This window comes from Acinetobacter sp. 197, assembly GCF_048148385.1.
Taxonomy (GTDB): Bacteria; Pseudomonadota; Gammaproteobacteria; order Pseudomonadales; family Moraxellaceae; genus Acinetobacter; species Acinetobacter pecorum.
Genome location: NZ_JAYWZK010000012.1, coordinates 57,492 through 75,575, shown reverse-complemented (window position 1 = coordinate 75,575; position 18,084 = coordinate 57,492). Strand labels below are relative to the sequence as shown.

The window sequence follows — 18,084 nt, the reverse complement described above, 5'->3', positions numbered from 1 at the left end:
TCATACCAAAGCTTACAGCACTCATGTTAAGGATGTTAAGGGTACAGCGCGCGCGCGCGTACGTGAGAGAAAATCAACAATCCTTAAAAACATTAAACTAGATACTAATAAATTCTCTCACGCGAGACATAAATATACCCTTAACATCCTTAACGCCTTAACAAACCCTACAGCCACAAGGCTTTCAAGTGTTAAGGGTACAAAATGCACCCTTAACACCCTTAACATTTCTAAAAAATAAGAGGTAATCATGGAAAAGTACCTGCGTTTATTAAACCCTAAGACAACTAACTTCGACTCCACAGGTGGTGGCAACCATGGGGCTTTGACTGCACAGGATGTATGTGTAGCGCTGAGCTATGCCAAGCTATCTCCTTTGCAAGATAACCTGGTGCGTCTCAAGTCCTTGAACGCGAATACACTGGAAAATGTAGACTCATTCAGCAAATTGCTTACACCGCGATATAAAAGCGTCCTTGAACATCATCAAATTGCAATCGAGTACCATGTGCCTGTGATCCGTACTGCATTGGTCGAGTTCTGCATGGTTCCAGCAAGCTATAAACCTTCTGTCCGTAATCGTGCTTTGTTTGCTGGCGTTCATCATCTGGTTGTCCATCGCTACTTAAATAATTCGATCACGCAGATATTTGAAGATATTGAGCGAGAATTTTCTATCGCGTGTGAACGAGTTATTTTTCATATCCATGAATCTAAGTAAACATAGATGTTGACACTGAAACAAAGTTAAGATAGATTTCCCCATAATGAATAACTGTATCTAGCAAGTAATTGAATTTAGCGCTGTAACTTCCCTAAGAGCCGAAAGGCTCTTTTTTTATGGCTGTATGTCTGGCGTGGGGCTGGGCATACAGTTTTTTTTAAAAGGAATTGGTTCAATGGGGCAATTAGTTCGAATCCAGGTAAAGCTGACTACACGTCGAGTACTGTTACTTACTGCGCTAGATGCAGTCGATAAAATCATTCATCTGAAGATCACAGATAAATTACGCAATAAGATTCTTAATCGTTCAATCAAATTGGTTCCAGTGGATCATGAAGAAAGCACCTCAGAAAGCTAAACGACCTTGTTCGTATCAAGCATGCAGCGGTTACGCAACCAATCAAGGCTATTGCGATAAACATCAAGGCAAGATCAAACAGCGTGATCGTGATCGCGGTACAGCTCACCAGCGTGGCTATGATGCGCGTTGGGAGAAGGAACGCACAGTGTTCCTGGAATCGAATCCGTTGTGTGTCGATCACAAGAAGCGTGGATACATTGAAGTGGCAACCGTGGTCGATCATATTATTCCGCATAAGGGTGACAAAAAACTCTTCTGGGATAAGTTGAACTGGCAGCCACTGTGCAAGCCATGCCATGACCGCAAGACTGCTACAGAAGATCGTGGTGCATGGGTGCCACAGTACACACCAAGCAAAGCAAACCTGAACAGCATCAACCCATTCTTTGCGGGTGATCAAGTCCAGGCAACGACTGGTGTGGCCTTTGAGACCATGCAATGCAGTGAATACGATATCTTCACGGTGATTGAATCAGACAGCAAATCCATTGTTGTGAAAGACTTTGATGAATGGACGCATCGCTTGCACCATTCGCATTTCAAGAAAGCAGAAGCTTAACCCTTTCGTACTCTCCACAAGTGAACGGAACCAAGCAGCTCACCTTCGGGTGGGCTGCTTTGCTTTACAACAATAAAAATAAGGAATTGAAATGAAGCATGAAGAATTTAGGAAAGTTGTAGAAAGTTTACCGAGTTACCAGCGTCTCTCATTCATTCACGGTGAACGGTTGTTCATCCGTGATGCAGACGGCTATCGGATTGTAAGTATTCAAGCATTGTATGAGCTGGCATCAAGACCAACTGGAATCATCGTTACATCTGAAAAGCTATCGAAACAACAGCGTGAGGAGTTACTTGCTGAACTTGTTGAAATAGATATCACGGCATTGGGTGATGGTGAACCCAAGTCAATCATCGTTCCACAGGGTGAAGCATGCATCCGTCCAGTTCCACCAAGACTGCAATCACTTGTTAAGTATCCAGAGAGCGATGACTGTGATGATGCACTAACAGATGGTCAGGTCTGGGTCGCGATTGGAATAATAATTTTATTAATTTTAATAATTTCATTTTCTGCATTTCCTAGTCCTTGAAGGGGATAGGGGGTCTAAAGTCCAAAATGACTTCATATAAAAGACCGCCCCCCCGACAAATTTATACATGGTCAAAATTCCATAGGGGGGTATACCTCCAGATTTTATGAAGTTTCACTTTTGGAGGTTCCTATGACAGCAGGACGACCGGCCAAATCATTGCAAGAAAAGATTTTAAGCGGTGCACGAATCCGTGATGACCGTGATGCAAATGCTCAAGTGGCAAATGCAGCAGTCGATTTGGGAATGCCACCTTGCCCACGATGGATAAAGGGGGCGGCAAAAAAACACTGGGACGTATTAGGCCCAAAACTGGTTCAGGCCGGTTTGCTGAGTGTGGTGGATGGCGATGTCTTTGGCCTTCACTGCGACAACATTGCAGCCTATGAACAGGTTTGTGAAAAGCTCGAAAAAATAGACGACTGGATTTCTAAAACCCCGAACGGTTTTGAAGTTCAGGCCGCCTGGCTTCAGGTGCGCAACAAACTGCAAGAATTGATTATTAAAACTGCCCGGGAATTTGGCTTAACGCCAGCTGCCCGTTCAAGTGTCAAAGTGGATAAAGCCAAGCAGCTCAGTTTGTTGGGTGCTGACCAAGCCACCAATGTAGACAACGACCCCTATGCGGGATATGTGCCGCGTTCATAAGTGAGTTTCTATGCGTGATTATTTTAAAATCGCGCTCCAGTACTGCCATGACGTGCGATCCGGAGTGCGTACTGCAGGGCAGTTGGAAAAACTTGCAGCCAAACGCTTCTTAAACGACTTGACCCGATCAGGCTATCCAGTGGTATCGGATGATCCAGAACTCGAAGAACTATTAAAAACTCTGAAAGTTGGGACCAAACCGGCCGATATTCATTTCGATTATACCTTCGATATTGAAAGTGCCAGACATGCCTGTTTCTTCATTGAAACCTGTCCGCATACCACGGGAACTCTGGCAAAAATTCAGCCCAATGGTAAACGGCATATGTTGGTCATGGAGCCATGGCAGGTATTCATCACGGTCAATATCTTTGGCTGGTTGAACCCGGAAGGGCTGCGACGATTCATTTACTTCTATATTGAGGTGGCCAAAAAGAATGGAAAATCTACATGGATTGCAGCCGTTGCCTTGTATATGGCGTTTATTGATGGTGAGCCGGGTGCTGAAGTCTATTCAGCAGCTACTTCGCGGGAACAGGCCAATATTATTTTCGGTACGGCCAAGACGATGGTGGATTACTCACCGTTTATGCGTCAGCGTTTTGGTATCGAAACAGCGCAATATTCGATTTTTCAGTCGTCTAGCAATTCGGTCTTTAAGGCGTTATCTCAAGATCGGGGTGGGACTAAGGATGGCTTGAACGTCCATATGGGCGTAATTGATGAATTACATGCGCATAAAGATTCAAGCATGTATGACATTGTTGCCGATGGTATTGCAGCGCGGGATCAGCCCCTGGTCGGTGCAATCAGTACCGCCGGTGATGACAACCTGGGCGTGTGTTACCGCGAACGTTCTACGGTAGAAAACGTATTACGTGGCAAAGCCAAGCATGAGCAGTACTTCGGGATGATTTTCTGCCTTGACCGTGGTGATGACTGGAAGGACCCAAAAAACTGGCCAAAAGCCAATCCAAACTACGGGATTTCGGTCACGACCAATTATCTGGAAGCGAAATTCAAGAAAGTCTTGATTTCCCCATCCTCTGAAGCCTTTTTCCGGCAAAAACATTTGAATGAATGGGTCGGGGCATTGAATGGATGGATTTCGCCTTCGGTCTGGGAGCGTTGCTACAAAGATGTCAAATTAAAAGAGCTGGATGGCCAGATCCGCTTCGGTGGTTATGACCTGGCAAGCCGTCTGGATTTGGCAGATTGGGGTGAATTGATTCCACGTATGGAAGCCGATGGCAAGATTCACTGGTATGCCTTTGTACATTCTTATATCAATGAGCGTGTTCTGGAAACCAAAGAAGCCATTAACGGTGAAAAACGCCCAGATGAATATCCAGTATGGCGTGATAACGGTTGGCTGATTGCCACACCAGGTGAATCTACCGATTACAAACGCATTCAACGGGATATTGAAGATGCCCATGTCAAGAATCCGTTCTATGAATTTGGGCACGATCCATATCATGCAGAGCAGTTGACCGCAAATCTGCTAGATGAAGGTATCAATGTCGTTGAAGTACCGCAAAAAACCGAACATTTAAGTCCGGCCATGCGCTGGATTGAAGTATTGATGGCCGAAGGTCGTTTTCATCATTGTGGCGATCCGGTGTTTACTTGGTGTGCAACTAACGTTGTGGTGAAAGAAGACGCTAAGGAAAATATTTTCCCGCGAAAGATTTCATCTGCGAAAAAGATTGATGCCATGGTGGCAATCATCATTGCTGCCTCACGTGCGCGTTTTCATGATGATGAATCGGTATTTGATTTAGTGCCGGGTCAGGGTGGAGATGAATGGGATGCAGATGAATATATTTCAAATATGGTGGTAGTAAGACGATGAGTGCAAAAATTGCTAAACAACGTGTAATGGCATGCATCGATCATGATGCAGCCAGAGCGCAAGCTGTGGATAAAGCCAAAAAGATCCACAGCCGGAGTACAGGTCCTGCGGGACCTAGAAAGGGGAAATTAAGCGATTCTCCAAAAAGTATCAGCCGAATTGCAAATACTGCCACATTTGACCGGGCTATGACACTGAGTGCAGTTTTTGCCTGTCATAAAATCCTGGCTGAAACCGTGGCAAGCTTGCCACTTGAAATGTTTATCTTTGATTCCAAGCGCAACCGTTCACAGATTTTTGATCATCAGCTTGCCAAGTTGTTCCGGAATAAGCCGAATGATGACCAGACCAATGTTGAGTTCAAAGAAACCCTGATGCTCAACCTGATGGGTGGAAATGCCTATGTTCGCAAGTATTACTATCATAAAGAGCTGAACCAGCTTGTGGTGATAAACAATGCTTCAGTAGATCCAAGGCTGAATGACCAGGGCAAAAAGGAATATCACATCACGCACTTTGACGGTAAAAAAGAGATTTTGACCGACAAAGAAATCTGGCATCTCAAGTTATTTGGGACTGGGTTAGTTGGGATGTCACCTTTGGCCTATGGGGCACGTTCGATTGGTATCGGTTTAGCTGCTGACGACAAGGTTGGCCGTGTGATGGAGAATGGAGCAAAACCGTCTGGTGCTCTGAGTACGGATAAAACGCTTAAACAGGCTCAGCGAGATGCACTGCGTCAAGAAATGACCGCGATGGTTGAGGGTGAAGACTGGTTCTTACCAGTGCTCGAAGGTGGTTTGAAATTTGAACAAATCAGCCTTACACCTGAAGATATCGAATTGCTGTCTACCCGTCAGTTTACCGTTGAAGAAGTTTGCCGTTTTTATGGTGTACCGAGTGTTTTGATTAATGACACCAACGGATCGACCACCTGGGGCAGCGGGATATTTGAACTTGTAGAAGCCTTCTATAAGTTTGGATTGCGTCCTTATTTTGAACGGATTGAAGAATCAGCGCGTTTGAACTTGTTGGATCGTGCTGATTGGGATGACTACGAATTCGAGTTCAAGATTAAAGATCTGCTTCGTGCTTCATTTACAGCACGGGTCGCAAATAATAAAACCTTGATCGAAAGTGGCCAGAAAACTATTAATGAGATCCGTCGTGATGAAGGTGATTTACCACTTGATTGGGGTGATCAGCCTTTAGTCGCAGCCAATTTAATCACCCTTGATCGTGTCGTGAAAGGGCAAACAGGGGGTAAAACCAATGAATCATGAAGTATTGCGGCATGAGTTGAAGACGCTTCAGGCTCGTAATCATCGAAATTTACCAAATGTAGAGATGCGTTTCGTACCTTTACAAGAGTTGGAAATTCGAGTGGAAGAGGGGCAAGACCCAAATGCACCATTTCGTTTTGAAGGTTATGCGGTCAAATGGGATAGCGTCAACAGTCATGGTGAAAAATTCCAAAAAGGTGCCTTTGCTGACTATATCAATGCGGTCAAAGTAGGTGCCCAGCGTTGTCATATGTATTACAACCACGGTTGGAACTTTGTGTATATCAATCCAATCTTTGCAATGCGCATTGGTAAATGGCTTGAACTTACTGAAGATGATACTGGCCTGAAAGTAGTTGGTGAAACTACACCAGGTATGAGTCTTGCCAAAGATGTAGCTGCAATGATTGCGCATAAAACAGTTGATGGATTATCTATTGCGTTTCGTCAGCCTGATCAGATGGATGTTGAACATTTTGAAGATCATGTATTGATCAAACGTGTGAGCTTATATGAAATCAGTCCATGCGATGAACCAAGTGACCGCAATGCCCGTTTAAGCGATACGGATCTACGCAACATTGAAACAGAAGAAGACCTCAAAAAGTATCTGAAACGTTTCAATTTGGATGATGCTCTAGCTGATCAATTGATACAGCGTGTGCAGACTATAGGTAAACCGCCTGAACCGGAAAAAAATCCGCTGGCCGCACTTAGCTGGCTTTAATTCACCACATTTTTTTAAAACTTAATTAATCACATGACCGCCCACTGAGGCGGTTTTTTCTTGCAAGGAAAAAAATATGAATTCACGTTTAAACCCTTCCGTTGTAGCACTGGGTATGTCAGCAGCAGCTGCAGTATCAACACCGATTTTTGCGCGTAATACTCAGGGCGATTCAATGGATGAATTGGGTAAACAGCTTAAAGAAAAATTGGCCAAGCTGGATACCATGCTCGAAGAGCGTCAACAGCGTATGGTCAATTTGACTGCTGAAGAAAAAGCAGATCTTGAAGCACGTTCTAAAGAAATTAAGGACCTGTCAGCTAAAGTTGAACAGTTGCAAACAGATCTGGTTAATCAGGCCAAAACCCGTAGTAAACAAGAATCGGACACCATTGCGGGAATTTTGATTCGTAATACTGAATCAATCGAAATTGCAAAAACCATGCTTGAAAAACGTCAAAAGAATACCTCTGTGTCTTTTGATGGTGTGAAAGCCCGTAATATCGTGACTTTAGGTAGCCTGGGTGAAAACTACCAGTATGCAAAAAATGACCTAAATCGTGTGCCGTTTCAGCCATTAAGTCTGGTTGATCTGATTAGCTGGGCACCATTAACCAATGACATCGTAACGTTATTGCGTGAAACAGCATACGATTTGATGGCTGATATTGTACCGGAAGGTGAAGAAAAGCCGGAATCAAGTCTCGAATTTGGCCCATTGGTACTGAACGTAGGTGTGATTGCACACTGGATTAAGGTATCAAATCAGGTCTTGGCAGATATGCCAATGCTGGCCAGCTATATTGAAACCCGTTTAGCTTATGGTATTCGTTATAAACTTGAATACTTTGTAGTGAACGGGCATATTCCAGCCCCAGGTCAGCCAAAAAACTTCAGTGGTTTAATGGAAGCTGGCAACCATGACACTGTGGCTGTAGATGCCGGTGATACAGCACTTGATGTATTAAACAAAGCAAAATACAAAGCTGCGTTGTCATTCTTGCAGCCTGAATGCTATGTATTAAACCCGCAGGATTGGGGTGATATTGAGCGCTTAAAAGGTTCTGATGGTCACTACATCATTGGTGTCCCGACAGGAACTGGTGTTCAAGCGTACTTATGGGGACTTCCTGTCCGTTTCAGTCCAGTGCAGGCTTTAGGCAAATACTGGTGTGGTAACTTATCAATTGGTTTTGATGGTTACATTCGTGAAGATGTGGATACGCAAGTATCACTTGAAGATGGTGATAACTTCCGTAAAAACCTTGCTACTGTCCGTTCAGAAATGCGTGCAGCTGGTGGTGTGATCGTGCCAGATGCTAACGTTGCCGGTGATCTTCCAGAAGTCGTTGCTCCAGTTGTAGATCCAACCGATCCTTAATTGGTTAATGTGAAAAAAGCCCTCATTTGAGGGCTTTTTTTATACCTCTTTTTCCGTCAAAAAAAGGCTATTTTCATGAGCGAAGAACTGGTCACACTTGAAAGCGCAAAGTTTCAATTGCGTGTGCTGCACAATCGTGAAGATGCACATATTCGATTGCTCATTAAAGCAGCTTTAAAACACATCGAAAACTTCCTGGATAAACCTCTGGTGGATGTTTGTGTGGACGGTGTGTTGCCTGAGGATCTGCAATATGCCGCCCTGCTGATTATTGGTGATTTATATAACAACCGGGAATCTCAAGTGGTTGGCACCATCATGACCACCAATAAAACCCTGGAAAACTTGATGATGTCTTACCGCAAAATGGGAATTTAATATGTCAAAACGTTTAATAAAAAAAGCATCAATGCATTCAATTATTGCTCAAGAAAATGCATTAAAAAAGGTTTTGGTTTTTCAAGAGAAAATGAGAGAAGGCGAAGTTGTAGTTTCAACAGGCTGTATCAATGAGCTTCTTGCCGATATTGAACATGATCTTAAAGAATCACTCGATTGGACAGCTGGTATTCATGAGCTGGGAGATTAGCATGCCAAGAACATTCTTAGAAAAATTTGCATGTTCAACGGCTGCTGTATTGGCAGATGTTGTAAATAAGCATGCAGAGCGCAAAGGTTTAGAAATTTTAAGCATCAGCATAAATGTAGACAAAGAAGCCCGATACAAATACGAAACTATTGTTTTATTTGAAAAACCTTTAGATGTTAAATTTTCATTTGAACCAGATCCAAATGATAAAGGTTCAAACCCAGAGTTGATGACAGGGTAGGTGAACCATGCAAACAGGCAAATTAACCGATTATGTCGAAGTGCAAAAAAAGGCCATTGTTCAGGCAAAGGATGGATCTGGTGATCGGGTGGAAGGTTATGTTACCGAATTTCCAGTCTGGGCTGATATTCAGGGTGTGAGTGTCAGTGAGTTTATCGGTGCTCGAGCCAATCAGGTCAAAGTCAGTCATCGTATTGTGATGCGTTTTAGCGATGTTCCAAAAAATATTCAGTGGCAAGATTATCGACTGCTTTGTGATGAACAGGTTTATAAAATTATTGGGGCATTGCCCGATAATAAATCTGGCAAGGAATGGATAACCTTGGCCTGCGAGAGTGGGAGCGCGGTATGGTTAGAACCAATTTAACAGGGCTTGATGAAGTCCTTAAACAAATGGAAAAAATGAGATTAAACACTCAAAAAAAACATGCACGTAAAGCAGCTCGTAAAGCAGCTAAAACACTTCAAGATGCTGCTAGGGAGAATGCTAAAAAAATTGATGATCCTGATACCAGTGCTGCCATTCATAAAAATATTGTCATTCGATCCGGTAAAACCAAAGATAAAGGCTCAATTAAAGTACGAGTCGGGGTCAAAGGTGGGGGTGAGTTTTGGAAAACTAATAAGAAGATGCAGCGTAAAGGCAAGGGGCGAGTAGCAAGCCCTTACTATACTCCCTTGACCAATGATACCCGGCACTTTTGGCTGGTCGAATTTGGAACTGCAAAAACTGCTGCTCAACCTTATTTGCGTCCAGCATTCGCTGCAAAAAAAGGTGAGGCTGAACAGATTTTCACTGAAGACTTAAAGAAAAGCATTTTAGAGGATATTCGAACATGATTATTATTCCTCTAGAGGAACTTTGTTCTGCTGAACCCTTATTACGAGGTCTACTGACAGACAGTGTCGGCCTAAAAGTCGCTGAGTTTGATGCAGATCTCAATCAAAGCCCACCTTATGTTTGCTGGCAAATTATTCATGCTGAGGGCCAGCACTACTTGTCCGATCCATCCGATATGGATGAAGCCCTGGTGCAGATAGATGTTTACAGCAAAAGTAAGGCAGAAAATCGACAGATTGCCAAATTGTTGAGAAATGCCATTTCAGAACATTGTTATGTCGAAGGTTTCACAGGAAATGAACGTGATTCGTCAAACTTGTGGCGTATTCGCTTAGACACCCGATGGTTTGAAGAACCTTAAATTATTAATCACATGACCGCCCTTGAGGCGGTTTTTTTTGGAGTATCAAAAATGTCGCGTCGTACTCAAGGCAGTATGTTGTGGATGGTCGTTCAGGCAGTAGCTGATCCGACCAAATTTGAACTGGTAAAAATTGGTTGTCCGACCGATATTAAGCCGGGCACCGATTCAAAAGAAAAAATTGAAGATACGTGTTTGGAAGAGGAACACAATAAAACGTATCTCGAAGGAGGTGGTTTATCCGATACCGGTACCGCTACATTCGGAATTAATGCAGATCCGACTAATGCAAGCCATGGCCGCTTATATGATATGCAGGATAGCGGTGAATCTGCAGTGTTCGTTCAGGGTTGGCCAGGCAAGAAACGTGGCACAGTCAAGCACATTGTTCCTGTTCTTGATGAAGCTACAGGTGACTTGACACTTTCAAATCAGCGCAGCTGGACCAAGTTCAAAGGTTATGTTGAATCATTCCCGCTGGATTTTGATGCCAATACCATTGTGAAAACCACAGTGACTATTCAGCGTCAGTCAAAAGTTGAATGGATTCGTGAAACAGCGGTACCGGTGCCACCAGTTGGCCCTTAATTCAATCTCTATATTGCCCCTAGAACTAGGGGCTTTCTTTTCTGTTAATTGGAAACTGCCATGATTTTAGACCCGAAAGCATTACAAGCAAAAATTAAACAAAATATTAATCAGCTCCCTGTTCTGGTTAATGTCAAATTTATTGAACAGGGTGTGGAAATTCCTGGTCAGGTTTATGTCAAAAAAATAAGTTATACCCATGCCGATGAACTAGAAAAAGCCTATACATGGAAGCCGCATGAAGAAGATGAAAGCCTTATGCAGCTTGAAAAAATTAATGTTTCCCGTTTAAAAGCTGCCCATATTTTTGCCACAATTTGTACTGATGAAAAAGGTACGCCATTTTTTGAAAATATTGAACAGGTGTTCCAGTGTGGGCCAGATATGTGTCGTGCCTTCTGGGATGCATCAAATAGCATTAACCTGTTCTGGGGAAAGTCAGTGACGAAGACTTCGAACGAAACGAAATCTTTGCAGAACTCGCAATCCACGGAATCTGTGGAAACAGCATCACCGAAATCAAAAGCAAAATCTCACAGTGGGAATACGCCTTCTGGCAAAACTACCGAAACAGACGCGGAAGCCTGAATTTTGGATTGAGGCTGGATGAATCCCTTGCTGAATTGAAGTTGATGGCCATGCAGAGCAATGGGGTCACTGATGTCGATATATGGGATTTCTTGCCTTATCACGATGCACCAGAGCTGACCTTTGAAGCTGCTTTTGCTCAATATGGTGGTGATGAAGATTAGGGCAATCCAAAAAAATAGAATAAAATCTAACCTCTTATAATTAAGGGGTTAGGGTCTTGAAAAAAATATTAAGTATAGGGTTATTACTTGCTTCTTTAACTGTAGCGGCACATGCAGATCCCAAAGGCGTGAGCATAAAAACAAGTGGATTTGATGGGACAAAAGAGGTATCTCTAAAACCCTATGGATCTTCCTCATGCTTGAATATGAAGCAAACATGTCTATCTGTTGGAGCTGTATGGAAAAGCTCATTAAATGATTTAGTTGGCTTAGATTTACATGTATTACGTGATTTTGTAATTATGTCTGATCTGTTAATTAATATTGATGGTGAGATCATTAGAGCAACTAGAGTGACAGAAGCATCTGATTTAAAGCTCACTGGATTATATAAACAATCCTTTCAGCGGTTTGTTATTAAAAAATCGGACTTTGATAAGTTGCTTACTGCTCAGAAAGTTTGGTTTAAGGTTGATAGAACTGATGGTAGCTACATTGAAACATATTTAATTGATAATGGAAAAGACACCTTAGCATTTAAAGCCTTACAGAGATTTTCTAAACAAATTCAATGAGATTCTTTGAAATTAACTCCCCACATAAGTGGGGTTTTTTTATGCCTGGAGAAAAGTGATGTCAGGAAGTTTAGGTGTTTTAACTCTCGATCTGGTTGCCAAAACTGTCAACTTTGAACAGCCACTAAAAAAAGCAGAACAGCAAGCCGGTACTTCCAGTAAAAACATTGTTTCTTCAATGGAGAAAGTTGAAAAACAGAGTGAAGAGACCAGCAGGGCGATTGGTGCCTTTGGTACAACCTTAAAGGCATCACTGGCAGCAATTTCGATTGGCAGTGTAGTGCGTATTGCTGATGAATATACCCAGACTGCAGCGCGTATTTCCCAGGCCACCAAAAGTGCTGAAGAGTACGATATGGTGCAAAAGCATTTGTACAATACAGCCAATGGGACTTTCCGTTCATTAAAAGAAGCCCAGGAAGTTTATCTTTCCACATCGGGCGGCTTACAAGAATTAGGCTATAACACCCAACAGGTTTTAGCTATTTCAGATTCTTTATCCTATTCATTTGTACATAATGCGACTTCTGTAGATAAAGCACAGTCGGCTATGGATGCCTATGGCAAGATTTTGGATAAAGGCAAGGTTGAAGCAGATGCCTGGTTCAGCTTGATGGTAGCTGCACCGAACATTTTAAATGATGTATCTAAGGCTACTGGTAAAAGTACGGCCGAGATTCGTAAACTGGGTGCTGATGGTAAGCTGGCAGCGACAGATCTGCACAAAGGCTTATTACTTGGTGCTGATGGCAATAAAGCTTTGGCGGATGCCATGGTCAACAGTGCAGCCGATGGTGCTCAAAAACTATCAAATGCTATTTCACGTGTTGTTGGGGAACTTAACCGTGGGACAGGTGCGACAGGTGTCTTTGCTGATAGTTTGGGAATTGTTGCAGATAATATTGATGTCGTAGCTGGTGGTGCAGCAGTAGTTGGGGTGGGTTATTTAACTACTGCAATCGTAACGAAAACTGTGGCTTTGAAAGAAGATATTGTCACATCAATGGCCTCACGCCAGGCTACTCTTGCAGATACAGCAGCACAGGTTCAAGCCGCTGGTGCTGAAGCATTGCGTCAAAAGCAATTGGTCGCTTTGGCAGCTACTGAAGTCAATATGGCACGTGCTGAATATAATGCAGCGACTACTGCGACTGCCCGTGCAGCAGCTGTACAGCGTCTGACTGCTGCAGAAATTGCACACGAAATTCAAATCAAGCGTTCAACTGTGGCCACTGATGTATATACCGCATCACAAACCAGATTAGCTACAGCTGGCCGTCTGTCGATGGGAATGTTGCTAGGGCCTGTGGGCTTGGGCATAGCCGTTGCTACGGTCGCAGCGGGTTATCTGATGATGCGTGATAATACAGAAAAGGCGACTGATTCACTGGCAAGTCAGGTTCCGGCTGTACGTGATTTGACTGATGCTTATCAAAAACTCAATGAACAGCAGCTGATTACTGAACGTACCAAAATCAAGAATGCCATGGCTGAAAATCGAGATGAAATTCAACAGACCATTCAATCTTTGGGCGAGTTGAAAGTCACTTGGGATTTGGGTTTTGATGTTTCAAAGTGGACAAAATACAACAGTATTTTAGAAGACTTGAAAAATGGAGCAATCACCGGCAATGAAGCTTTGGCTGAGTTTAATAAGCTTGGTTTAAGTAGCAATATCATTGAAGAAATTGCAGGTTTAACAACCAAGCTTGATCAAAGTAAAGCTGGGCTGGATAAAAATACTCAGGCTGCTGGCTTGGTCAATAGTCAGCTGGATATTACTACCAGAGCGGCCAATGGTACGGCTGGGGCTGTCCGTGGTAAAGCCAATGCGATGACCACCGATGCAGCCAATACGCGTGATGCAGCAGCAGCTAACCGTGAATACACTTCTTCACTGCAGAGTAAATTATTTGATGCAGCCTTTAAAAATGGTGTTATCAGTCGTGGCAAGACCGCAGAAGAAGCCAGTTTATTGTTGGAAGCTTATCGTGAAAACGAGAAGAAAGGCATTCAGGGCGTTACGATTGAGCAGAAAAAACTCATTACTGAAATCGCTAATCAGGGAAAAATTGCTGAACAGCGAAGTAAAGCAGAATCTGAAGCTTCAAAATTAGCACGTGCATCAGCAAAAGCCGATGCCAGTGAAGCCAAACGCCAGGCTGAAGAAGCGAAACGTCTTAATGAAGAAATTGCTCAACTCAAGTATGAAGTGAATTATCGCTATAGTACCCGTGAAGTTCAGTTGCAATACGATCTTGAAAAGGAAAAGTCCGAGATCAGAAAAGCATTTTCTGATAGTCCAGCACAGATGGCCAATTATCTTGCCTGGGCACAGAAAAAGCATGATGCGGAAAAGCAGCTTTACGAAATTGAACTTGGCTATGAACTCTATGCATTCAAAATGAATGAAGAGGAAAAACTCAATGTTCAGCGTGAAATTGAAAATAGACGTATTGGCTTGATGGCTGAATCATTTAAAGGAGAGCGTGAAACAAGACGTAAAGCTTTAAATGAAGAGCATGAGCGAAATATTGCCTGGGCTAAATTGGAAGTACAGCAGCGGATCAGTGATGCTGGGGAGTCATTAAGGACTGATATTCAGAACCTAGATATTCAATATGATTATGAACGTCGTCGTATTGAATTGAATTCTGAATATGCCAAGGATGAAAAACGACAATTGATTGCATTGTCGAAAGCTGCCCAGGATCTTGAAAAGCGTCAGATGAATCAGGATGCGATTGCAAACTGGGGTGGTACTTTCTCTGAAATGACCGGGACTCGTGATCAGTACAGTTTGGATCAAACCCGCTTTAGACGTACTGATGAGTCTCAAGATGTATTTGATACATCTATGGCTCTGGCTGAAACAGCTGCTGAACGTGAAGCAATCTGGCAAGCACACCATGATCGGATGCAGATGATTGAGACTGACTGGCAGTCGAAATCAATTGGGCTGCAAGCTGGTTATGGTGCTCAGTTTGCTGGATTAATGCAAGGCATGGTGTCAGAAACATCATCTGCTTATGCAGTGCTGGGCGGTATTCAAAAAGGTGCAGCTTTATTTTCGACAGCAATGAACAGCTATACAGCTATTTCTGCTGCATGGGCTTCAGCACCGTTTCCATATAACCTGCCGGCAGTCGGCATGGCGACCATGGAAACGGGATTACTCCAAGCTGCTGTATCTGCATTGTCACCCCGAGCATATGCCACCGGTGGTCTGATTACGGGACCAGGAACGGGTACCAGTGATGACATTCCAATCCGTGCGTCAAATGGCGAATTCATGATGCGATATGCGGCAACCCAGAAAATCGGGATTGCGGATCTAAACTATATGAACCGTTATGGCGAAATTCCACAGCGTCAAAGTACTGCATTGACGCCTAAAGTTGGGAATGGGTTGCCGAGTACAGCTGTGAATCAAAACCATAAGCCTCAGACTATCGACAACAACCTACGCGTGATTATGGTTAAGGATGAGGATGAAGCCAAAGACTGGCTGTACAGTCCAGATGGCGAGAAAGCATTCCTGTATCACATGAAGCGTAATCGCAGCAAAATATGAGCCACTTCGGTGGGTTTCTTTTATGAGGACAAAATGAAAATACAAACGTCATATGGCGAGGTGCACGTATTAACAAATTGCCCTCTACTGGATTCAACTGAAAGCCTGGAATGGATGACCGAAGTTCATGAATCATTTGATGGTAGTGAAGAGCGTTATCCATTACGTGAAGCACCACGCCAGATCCTGAACTTTAATTACACCCAGCTGCGTAAAGCCATGGGTGATCTGTTCCACATGCTCTATGCTAATTTGCGCGGGCAGTGGGGTATTCCGCTGCGTCAGGTGAAGCGAAGCATTCCAGATATCGTTGATGATGATTACATCATTCTCGATGCAGCAGACACCATAGCCGACCTTAGAGTCGGTTTTGCTTTTATTGATAGCAGTGAAGGTGGTCAGGTGGTCGAGATCATTGATCGTGGCCGCTACATCATCATCCAGGAAGAAATTCGGGACCCGGAAACGGATGAGGTAATTCAGGAACTCATTACTGAATACCAGGATGGCTTTCGACTGGCTGACAATGTGACTGTGACCAATGCGGTGATTATGCCGCTACGGATCTGCATCATTGATGGGGATGCCTCAATCAATGCGGGTGGTTTCTGGTCCAATGCTTCAATCGTTTTCCGGGTGTTGGCAGAGGATTTACCAGAGCATGAAGGGGATGTTCCAGATCAATACAAGGGAAATGATCTGTACTGGAAACCATTGATCTTAGATGGTAGTTCACTGGAAATGACACTGACGCAGCACCAGAACATCGTGGATGGCTCAGTTGGCGGCTTTCAGCAGTATACCCATCATGCAAAACCCAAGTATCTCAAGCCGTTTACTTCGGTTTTGAAAGACTGGTTAGAGTTCAATGCTTATCGCCGGTTCTTGTTTCGTCGGTCTGGCCGGTCCCGGGCTTTCTGGATGCCGCTATATGAAAAACATCTGAATATTTTAAACACCGGCAACATCACCACCAGTTTAAGCACCAATACCAAATACATCGTTGAAGCCGACCGCAAACATATTGCAGTCAAGCGCAAGGATGGCAGCTGGTCAGCGCATGAAATTACCGGCCGGACTGGTGGCTCACTCACGGTTTTGCCGGCAATCAATACGCATCGAAATGATATTCAAACCATCTGTTATTTAGGGCTGCACCGCCTGGATGCAGATCGTATCGAGTTTCAATTTTTAGGTGCTGGTAAATCAAGAATTACTGTTCCAATTGTGGAGATTGATAACTAATGGCACGTGTAGAACTTTATCAATTTAAGCATGGGGATAAGCAGTGGTTTTTCACCAGTGCACGTAAAGCGATTACTCACAATGAAATCACCTATTACCCGGTGCGCGGTTTAAGCCGGGGAAATATTGAAGATGCAGATATTGATAAGTGTGAAGTCGAGCTGACTTTTCCGCATCCATATCCGCTTTTCAATGATGCTGATGACAATTTCACTCAGGTCTTTCTCAACAAGATTTATCTGGAATCGGTGTATTTCACCCTGATTGAACTGGATGGATCTGAATCACTGGTGCTGTTTAAAGGACGTGTGACTCAGCCAAAATTCGATGACCGCGACAATACGATGACGCTGGTTTGCTCGACCGCAGAAAGTTTTATGCGTCGCAAAATCTTGACCCGTAAATATCAGCGCACCTGCCCAAATACCATTTATGACAAGTACTGCGGCCTTGATTTTGATGAGTGGTCATTTGATGTGACTGTGACCGCGATCAATGGCCTTAGTGTGGCTTTTACGGTGAATCCAACTCAAGTCAAAGATGAGGAAGGCAATCTGGTATTTGAGCAGATCCCGGTACTCGATGATCTGGGTCAGCCTGTTTTGGATGGTGAAGGCAATCCGACTTTCGAAGATGGTGATCCAATCATGGAAATCAAATCCTATCCGTCTGGCTGGTTAAATCGCGGTGTGCTGAAAAAGGATGGAGTGTTTACCTTCATTATTAACGGTGGAAGCAATAGTGCTCGACTGTATCGCCAGCATATCGGCCTGAAGGTGGGTGATGTAGTGCGAGTGGCACCAGGCTGCGATCAGTCACTGAAAATGTGTCATGAAAAATTCAACAATCATAAACGCTTTGGTGGTCATCCAAATATGCCGACCGAAAACCCATTGGAAACTCAGTTGATTAAGTAGGATAAAAATGAATATTGATATTTTATTGGCTGGTTTTGATGCGAATCAGCTGCAGCACTTAGATGCAATTATTTGGCTCGCGGTTGGTATTGGGCTTGCTGCTCTATCTGTAGCGGTCGGTGTCTACACCTTCCTCGAAATGAAAAAGATGCAAAAAAAGAATCGACCAAAACCAAATCAGCTAGATGGCACGATTGCGGATGAAGGTATTTCATTTCACGACATTGCTGGCAGTCCACATGTGCATGCCAATATTACGGATATTTGGGATAAATCCACTCAAGCGATTAAATCCAAGTCGGGTAAGAAATGAAAATTTATATGTCTG

The 18,084-nt window shown here is 43.5% G+C and carries 22 protein-coding genes; all 22 read left to right on the top strand.

The window, feature by feature from the left end:
* Positions 1–250: 250 nt before the first annotated feature.
* Positions 251–721 (top strand): hypothetical protein, encoded by a 471-nt coding sequence (locus VXQ11_RS12565; protein ID WP_416706180.1) that lies wholly within the window; start codon positions 251–253, stop codon positions 719–721.
* 178 nt (positions 722–899) lie between these two features.
* Positions 900–1,082: a hypothetical protein gene (locus tag VXQ11_RS12560; protein WP_314102827.1), complete on the top strand. Its 183-nt coding sequence runs from the start codon at positions 900–902 to the stop codon at positions 1,080–1,082.
* The gene (locus tag VXQ11_RS12555; RefSeq protein ID WP_416706179.1) at positions 1,057–1,644 is read left to right on the top strand and encodes an HNH endonuclease; all 588 of its coding nucleotides are present in this window, start codon (positions 1,057–1,059) and stop codon (positions 1,642–1,644) included. Before VXQ11_RS12560 ends, VXQ11_RS12555 begins: the two co-directional genes overlap by 26 nt.
* A 91-nt stretch (positions 1,645–1,735) precedes the next feature.
* Complete coding sequence (locus tag VXQ11_RS12550) at positions 1,736–2,179, top strand: hypothetical protein (protein WP_416706178.1); 444 nt, start codon at positions 1,736–1,738, stop codon at positions 2,177–2,179.
* Positions 2,180–2,311: 132 nt separating this feature from the next.
* A complete protein-coding gene (locus tag VXQ11_RS12545) occupies positions 2,312–2,827 on the top strand; it encodes a P27 family phage terminase small subunit (RefSeq protein WP_416706177.1) in 516 nt (171 codons plus the stop codon).
* Positions 2,828–2,837: 10 nt separating this feature from the next.
* The gene (locus VXQ11_RS12540) at positions 2,838–4,682 is read left to right on the top strand and encodes a terminase large subunit (RefSeq protein WP_416706176.1); all 1,845 of its coding nucleotides are present in this window, start codon (positions 2,838–2,840) and stop codon (positions 4,680–4,682) included.
* The gene (locus tag VXQ11_RS12535; protein WP_416706175.1) at positions 4,679–5,965 is read left to right on the top strand and encodes a phage portal protein; all 1,287 of its coding nucleotides are present in this window, start codon (positions 4,679–4,681) and stop codon (positions 5,963–5,965) included. The genes VXQ11_RS12540 and VXQ11_RS12535 overlap by 4 nt, the downstream gene beginning before the upstream one ends.
* The gene (locus VXQ11_RS12530; protein ID WP_416706174.1) at positions 5,955–6,692 is read left to right on the top strand and encodes an HK97 family phage prohead protease; all 738 of its coding nucleotides are present in this window, start codon (positions 5,955–5,957) and stop codon (positions 6,690–6,692) included. Before VXQ11_RS12535 ends, VXQ11_RS12530 begins: the two co-directional genes overlap by 11 nt.
* 76 nt (positions 6,693–6,768) lie before the next feature.
* The gene (locus VXQ11_RS12525; protein ID WP_416706173.1) at positions 6,769–8,073 is read left to right on the top strand and encodes a phage major capsid protein; all 1,305 of its coding nucleotides are present in this window, start codon (positions 6,769–6,771) and stop codon (positions 8,071–8,073) included.
* A gap of 75 nt (positions 8,074–8,148) precedes the next feature.
* Positions 8,149–8,451 (top strand): head-tail connector protein, encoded by a 303-nt coding sequence (locus VXQ11_RS12520; protein ID WP_086044501.1) that lies wholly within the window; start codon positions 8,149–8,151, stop codon positions 8,449–8,451.
* A gap of 1 nt (position 8,452) precedes the next feature.
* Complete coding sequence (locus tag VXQ11_RS12515; protein WP_416706172.1) at positions 8,453–8,662, top strand: hypothetical protein; 210 nt, start codon at positions 8,453–8,455, stop codon at positions 8,660–8,662.
* A gap of 1 nt (position 8,663) precedes the next feature.
* Positions 8,664–8,903 carry a hypothetical protein gene (locus VXQ11_RS12510; RefSeq protein ID WP_416706171.1) on the top strand — a complete coding sequence of 80 codons (240 nt, stop codon included), beginning with the start codon at positions 8,664–8,666 and terminating at the stop codon, positions 8,901–8,903.
* Between the two features lie 7 nt (positions 8,904–8,910).
* Positions 8,911–9,270 carry a phage head closure protein gene (locus VXQ11_RS12505; protein WP_416706170.1) on the top strand — a complete coding sequence of 120 codons (360 nt, stop codon included), beginning with the start codon at positions 8,911–8,913 and terminating at the stop codon, positions 9,268–9,270.
* Positions 9,252–9,743 (top strand): HK97-gp10 family putative phage morphogenesis protein, encoded by a 492-nt coding sequence (locus VXQ11_RS12500; protein ID WP_416706169.1) that lies wholly within the window; start codon positions 9,252–9,254, stop codon positions 9,741–9,743. Before VXQ11_RS12505 ends, VXQ11_RS12500 begins: the two co-directional genes overlap by 19 nt.
* Positions 9,740–10,105: a tail completion protein gp17 gene (gene gp17 / locus VXQ11_RS12495; protein ID WP_416706168.1), complete on the top strand. Its 366-nt coding sequence runs from the start codon at positions 9,740–9,742 to the stop codon at positions 10,103–10,105. Before VXQ11_RS12500 ends, gp17 begins: the two co-directional genes overlap by 4 nt.
* A 51-nt stretch (positions 10,106–10,156) precedes the next feature.
* Entirely contained in the window at positions 10,157–10,693 is a 537-nt protein-coding gene (locus tag VXQ11_RS12490; protein WP_416706167.1) for a phage tail tube protein, read from the top strand.
* A gap of 60 nt (positions 10,694–10,753) precedes the next feature.
* The gene (locus tag VXQ11_RS12485; RefSeq protein WP_416706166.1) at positions 10,754–11,281 is read left to right on the top strand and encodes a phage tail assembly chaperone family protein, TAC; all 528 of its coding nucleotides are present in this window, start codon (positions 10,754–10,756) and stop codon (positions 11,279–11,281) included.
* A 220-nt stretch (positions 11,282–11,501) separates the two neighbouring features.
* Entirely contained in the window at positions 11,502–12,020 is a 519-nt protein-coding gene (locus tag VXQ11_RS12480) for a hypothetical protein (protein WP_416706165.1), read from the top strand.
* A gap of 58 nt (positions 12,021–12,078) precedes the next feature.
* On the top strand, positions 12,079–15,594 hold the full coding sequence (locus VXQ11_RS12475; RefSeq protein WP_416706164.1) for a tape measure protein: 3,516 nt from the start codon (positions 12,079–12,081) through the stop codon (positions 15,592–15,594).
* 33 nt (positions 15,595–15,627) lie between these two features.
* Positions 15,628–16,839, top strand: coding sequence for a hypothetical protein (locus VXQ11_RS12470; protein WP_416706163.1), 1,212 nt, complete (start codon positions 15,628–15,630; stop codon positions 16,837–16,839).
* Positions 16,839–17,756, top strand: a complete 918-nt coding sequence (locus VXQ11_RS12465) for a phage BR0599 family protein (protein ID WP_416706162.1) — start codon at positions 16,839–16,841, stop codon at positions 17,754–17,756. Before VXQ11_RS12470 ends, VXQ11_RS12465 begins: the two co-directional genes overlap by 1 nt.
* Before the next feature lie 7 nt (positions 17,757–17,763).
* Positions 17,764–18,069, top strand: a complete 306-nt coding sequence (locus VXQ11_RS12460; RefSeq protein ID WP_416706161.1) for a hypothetical protein — start codon at positions 17,764–17,766, stop codon at positions 18,067–18,069.
* The last annotated feature ends 15 nt before the right edge of the window (positions 18,070–18,084 follow it).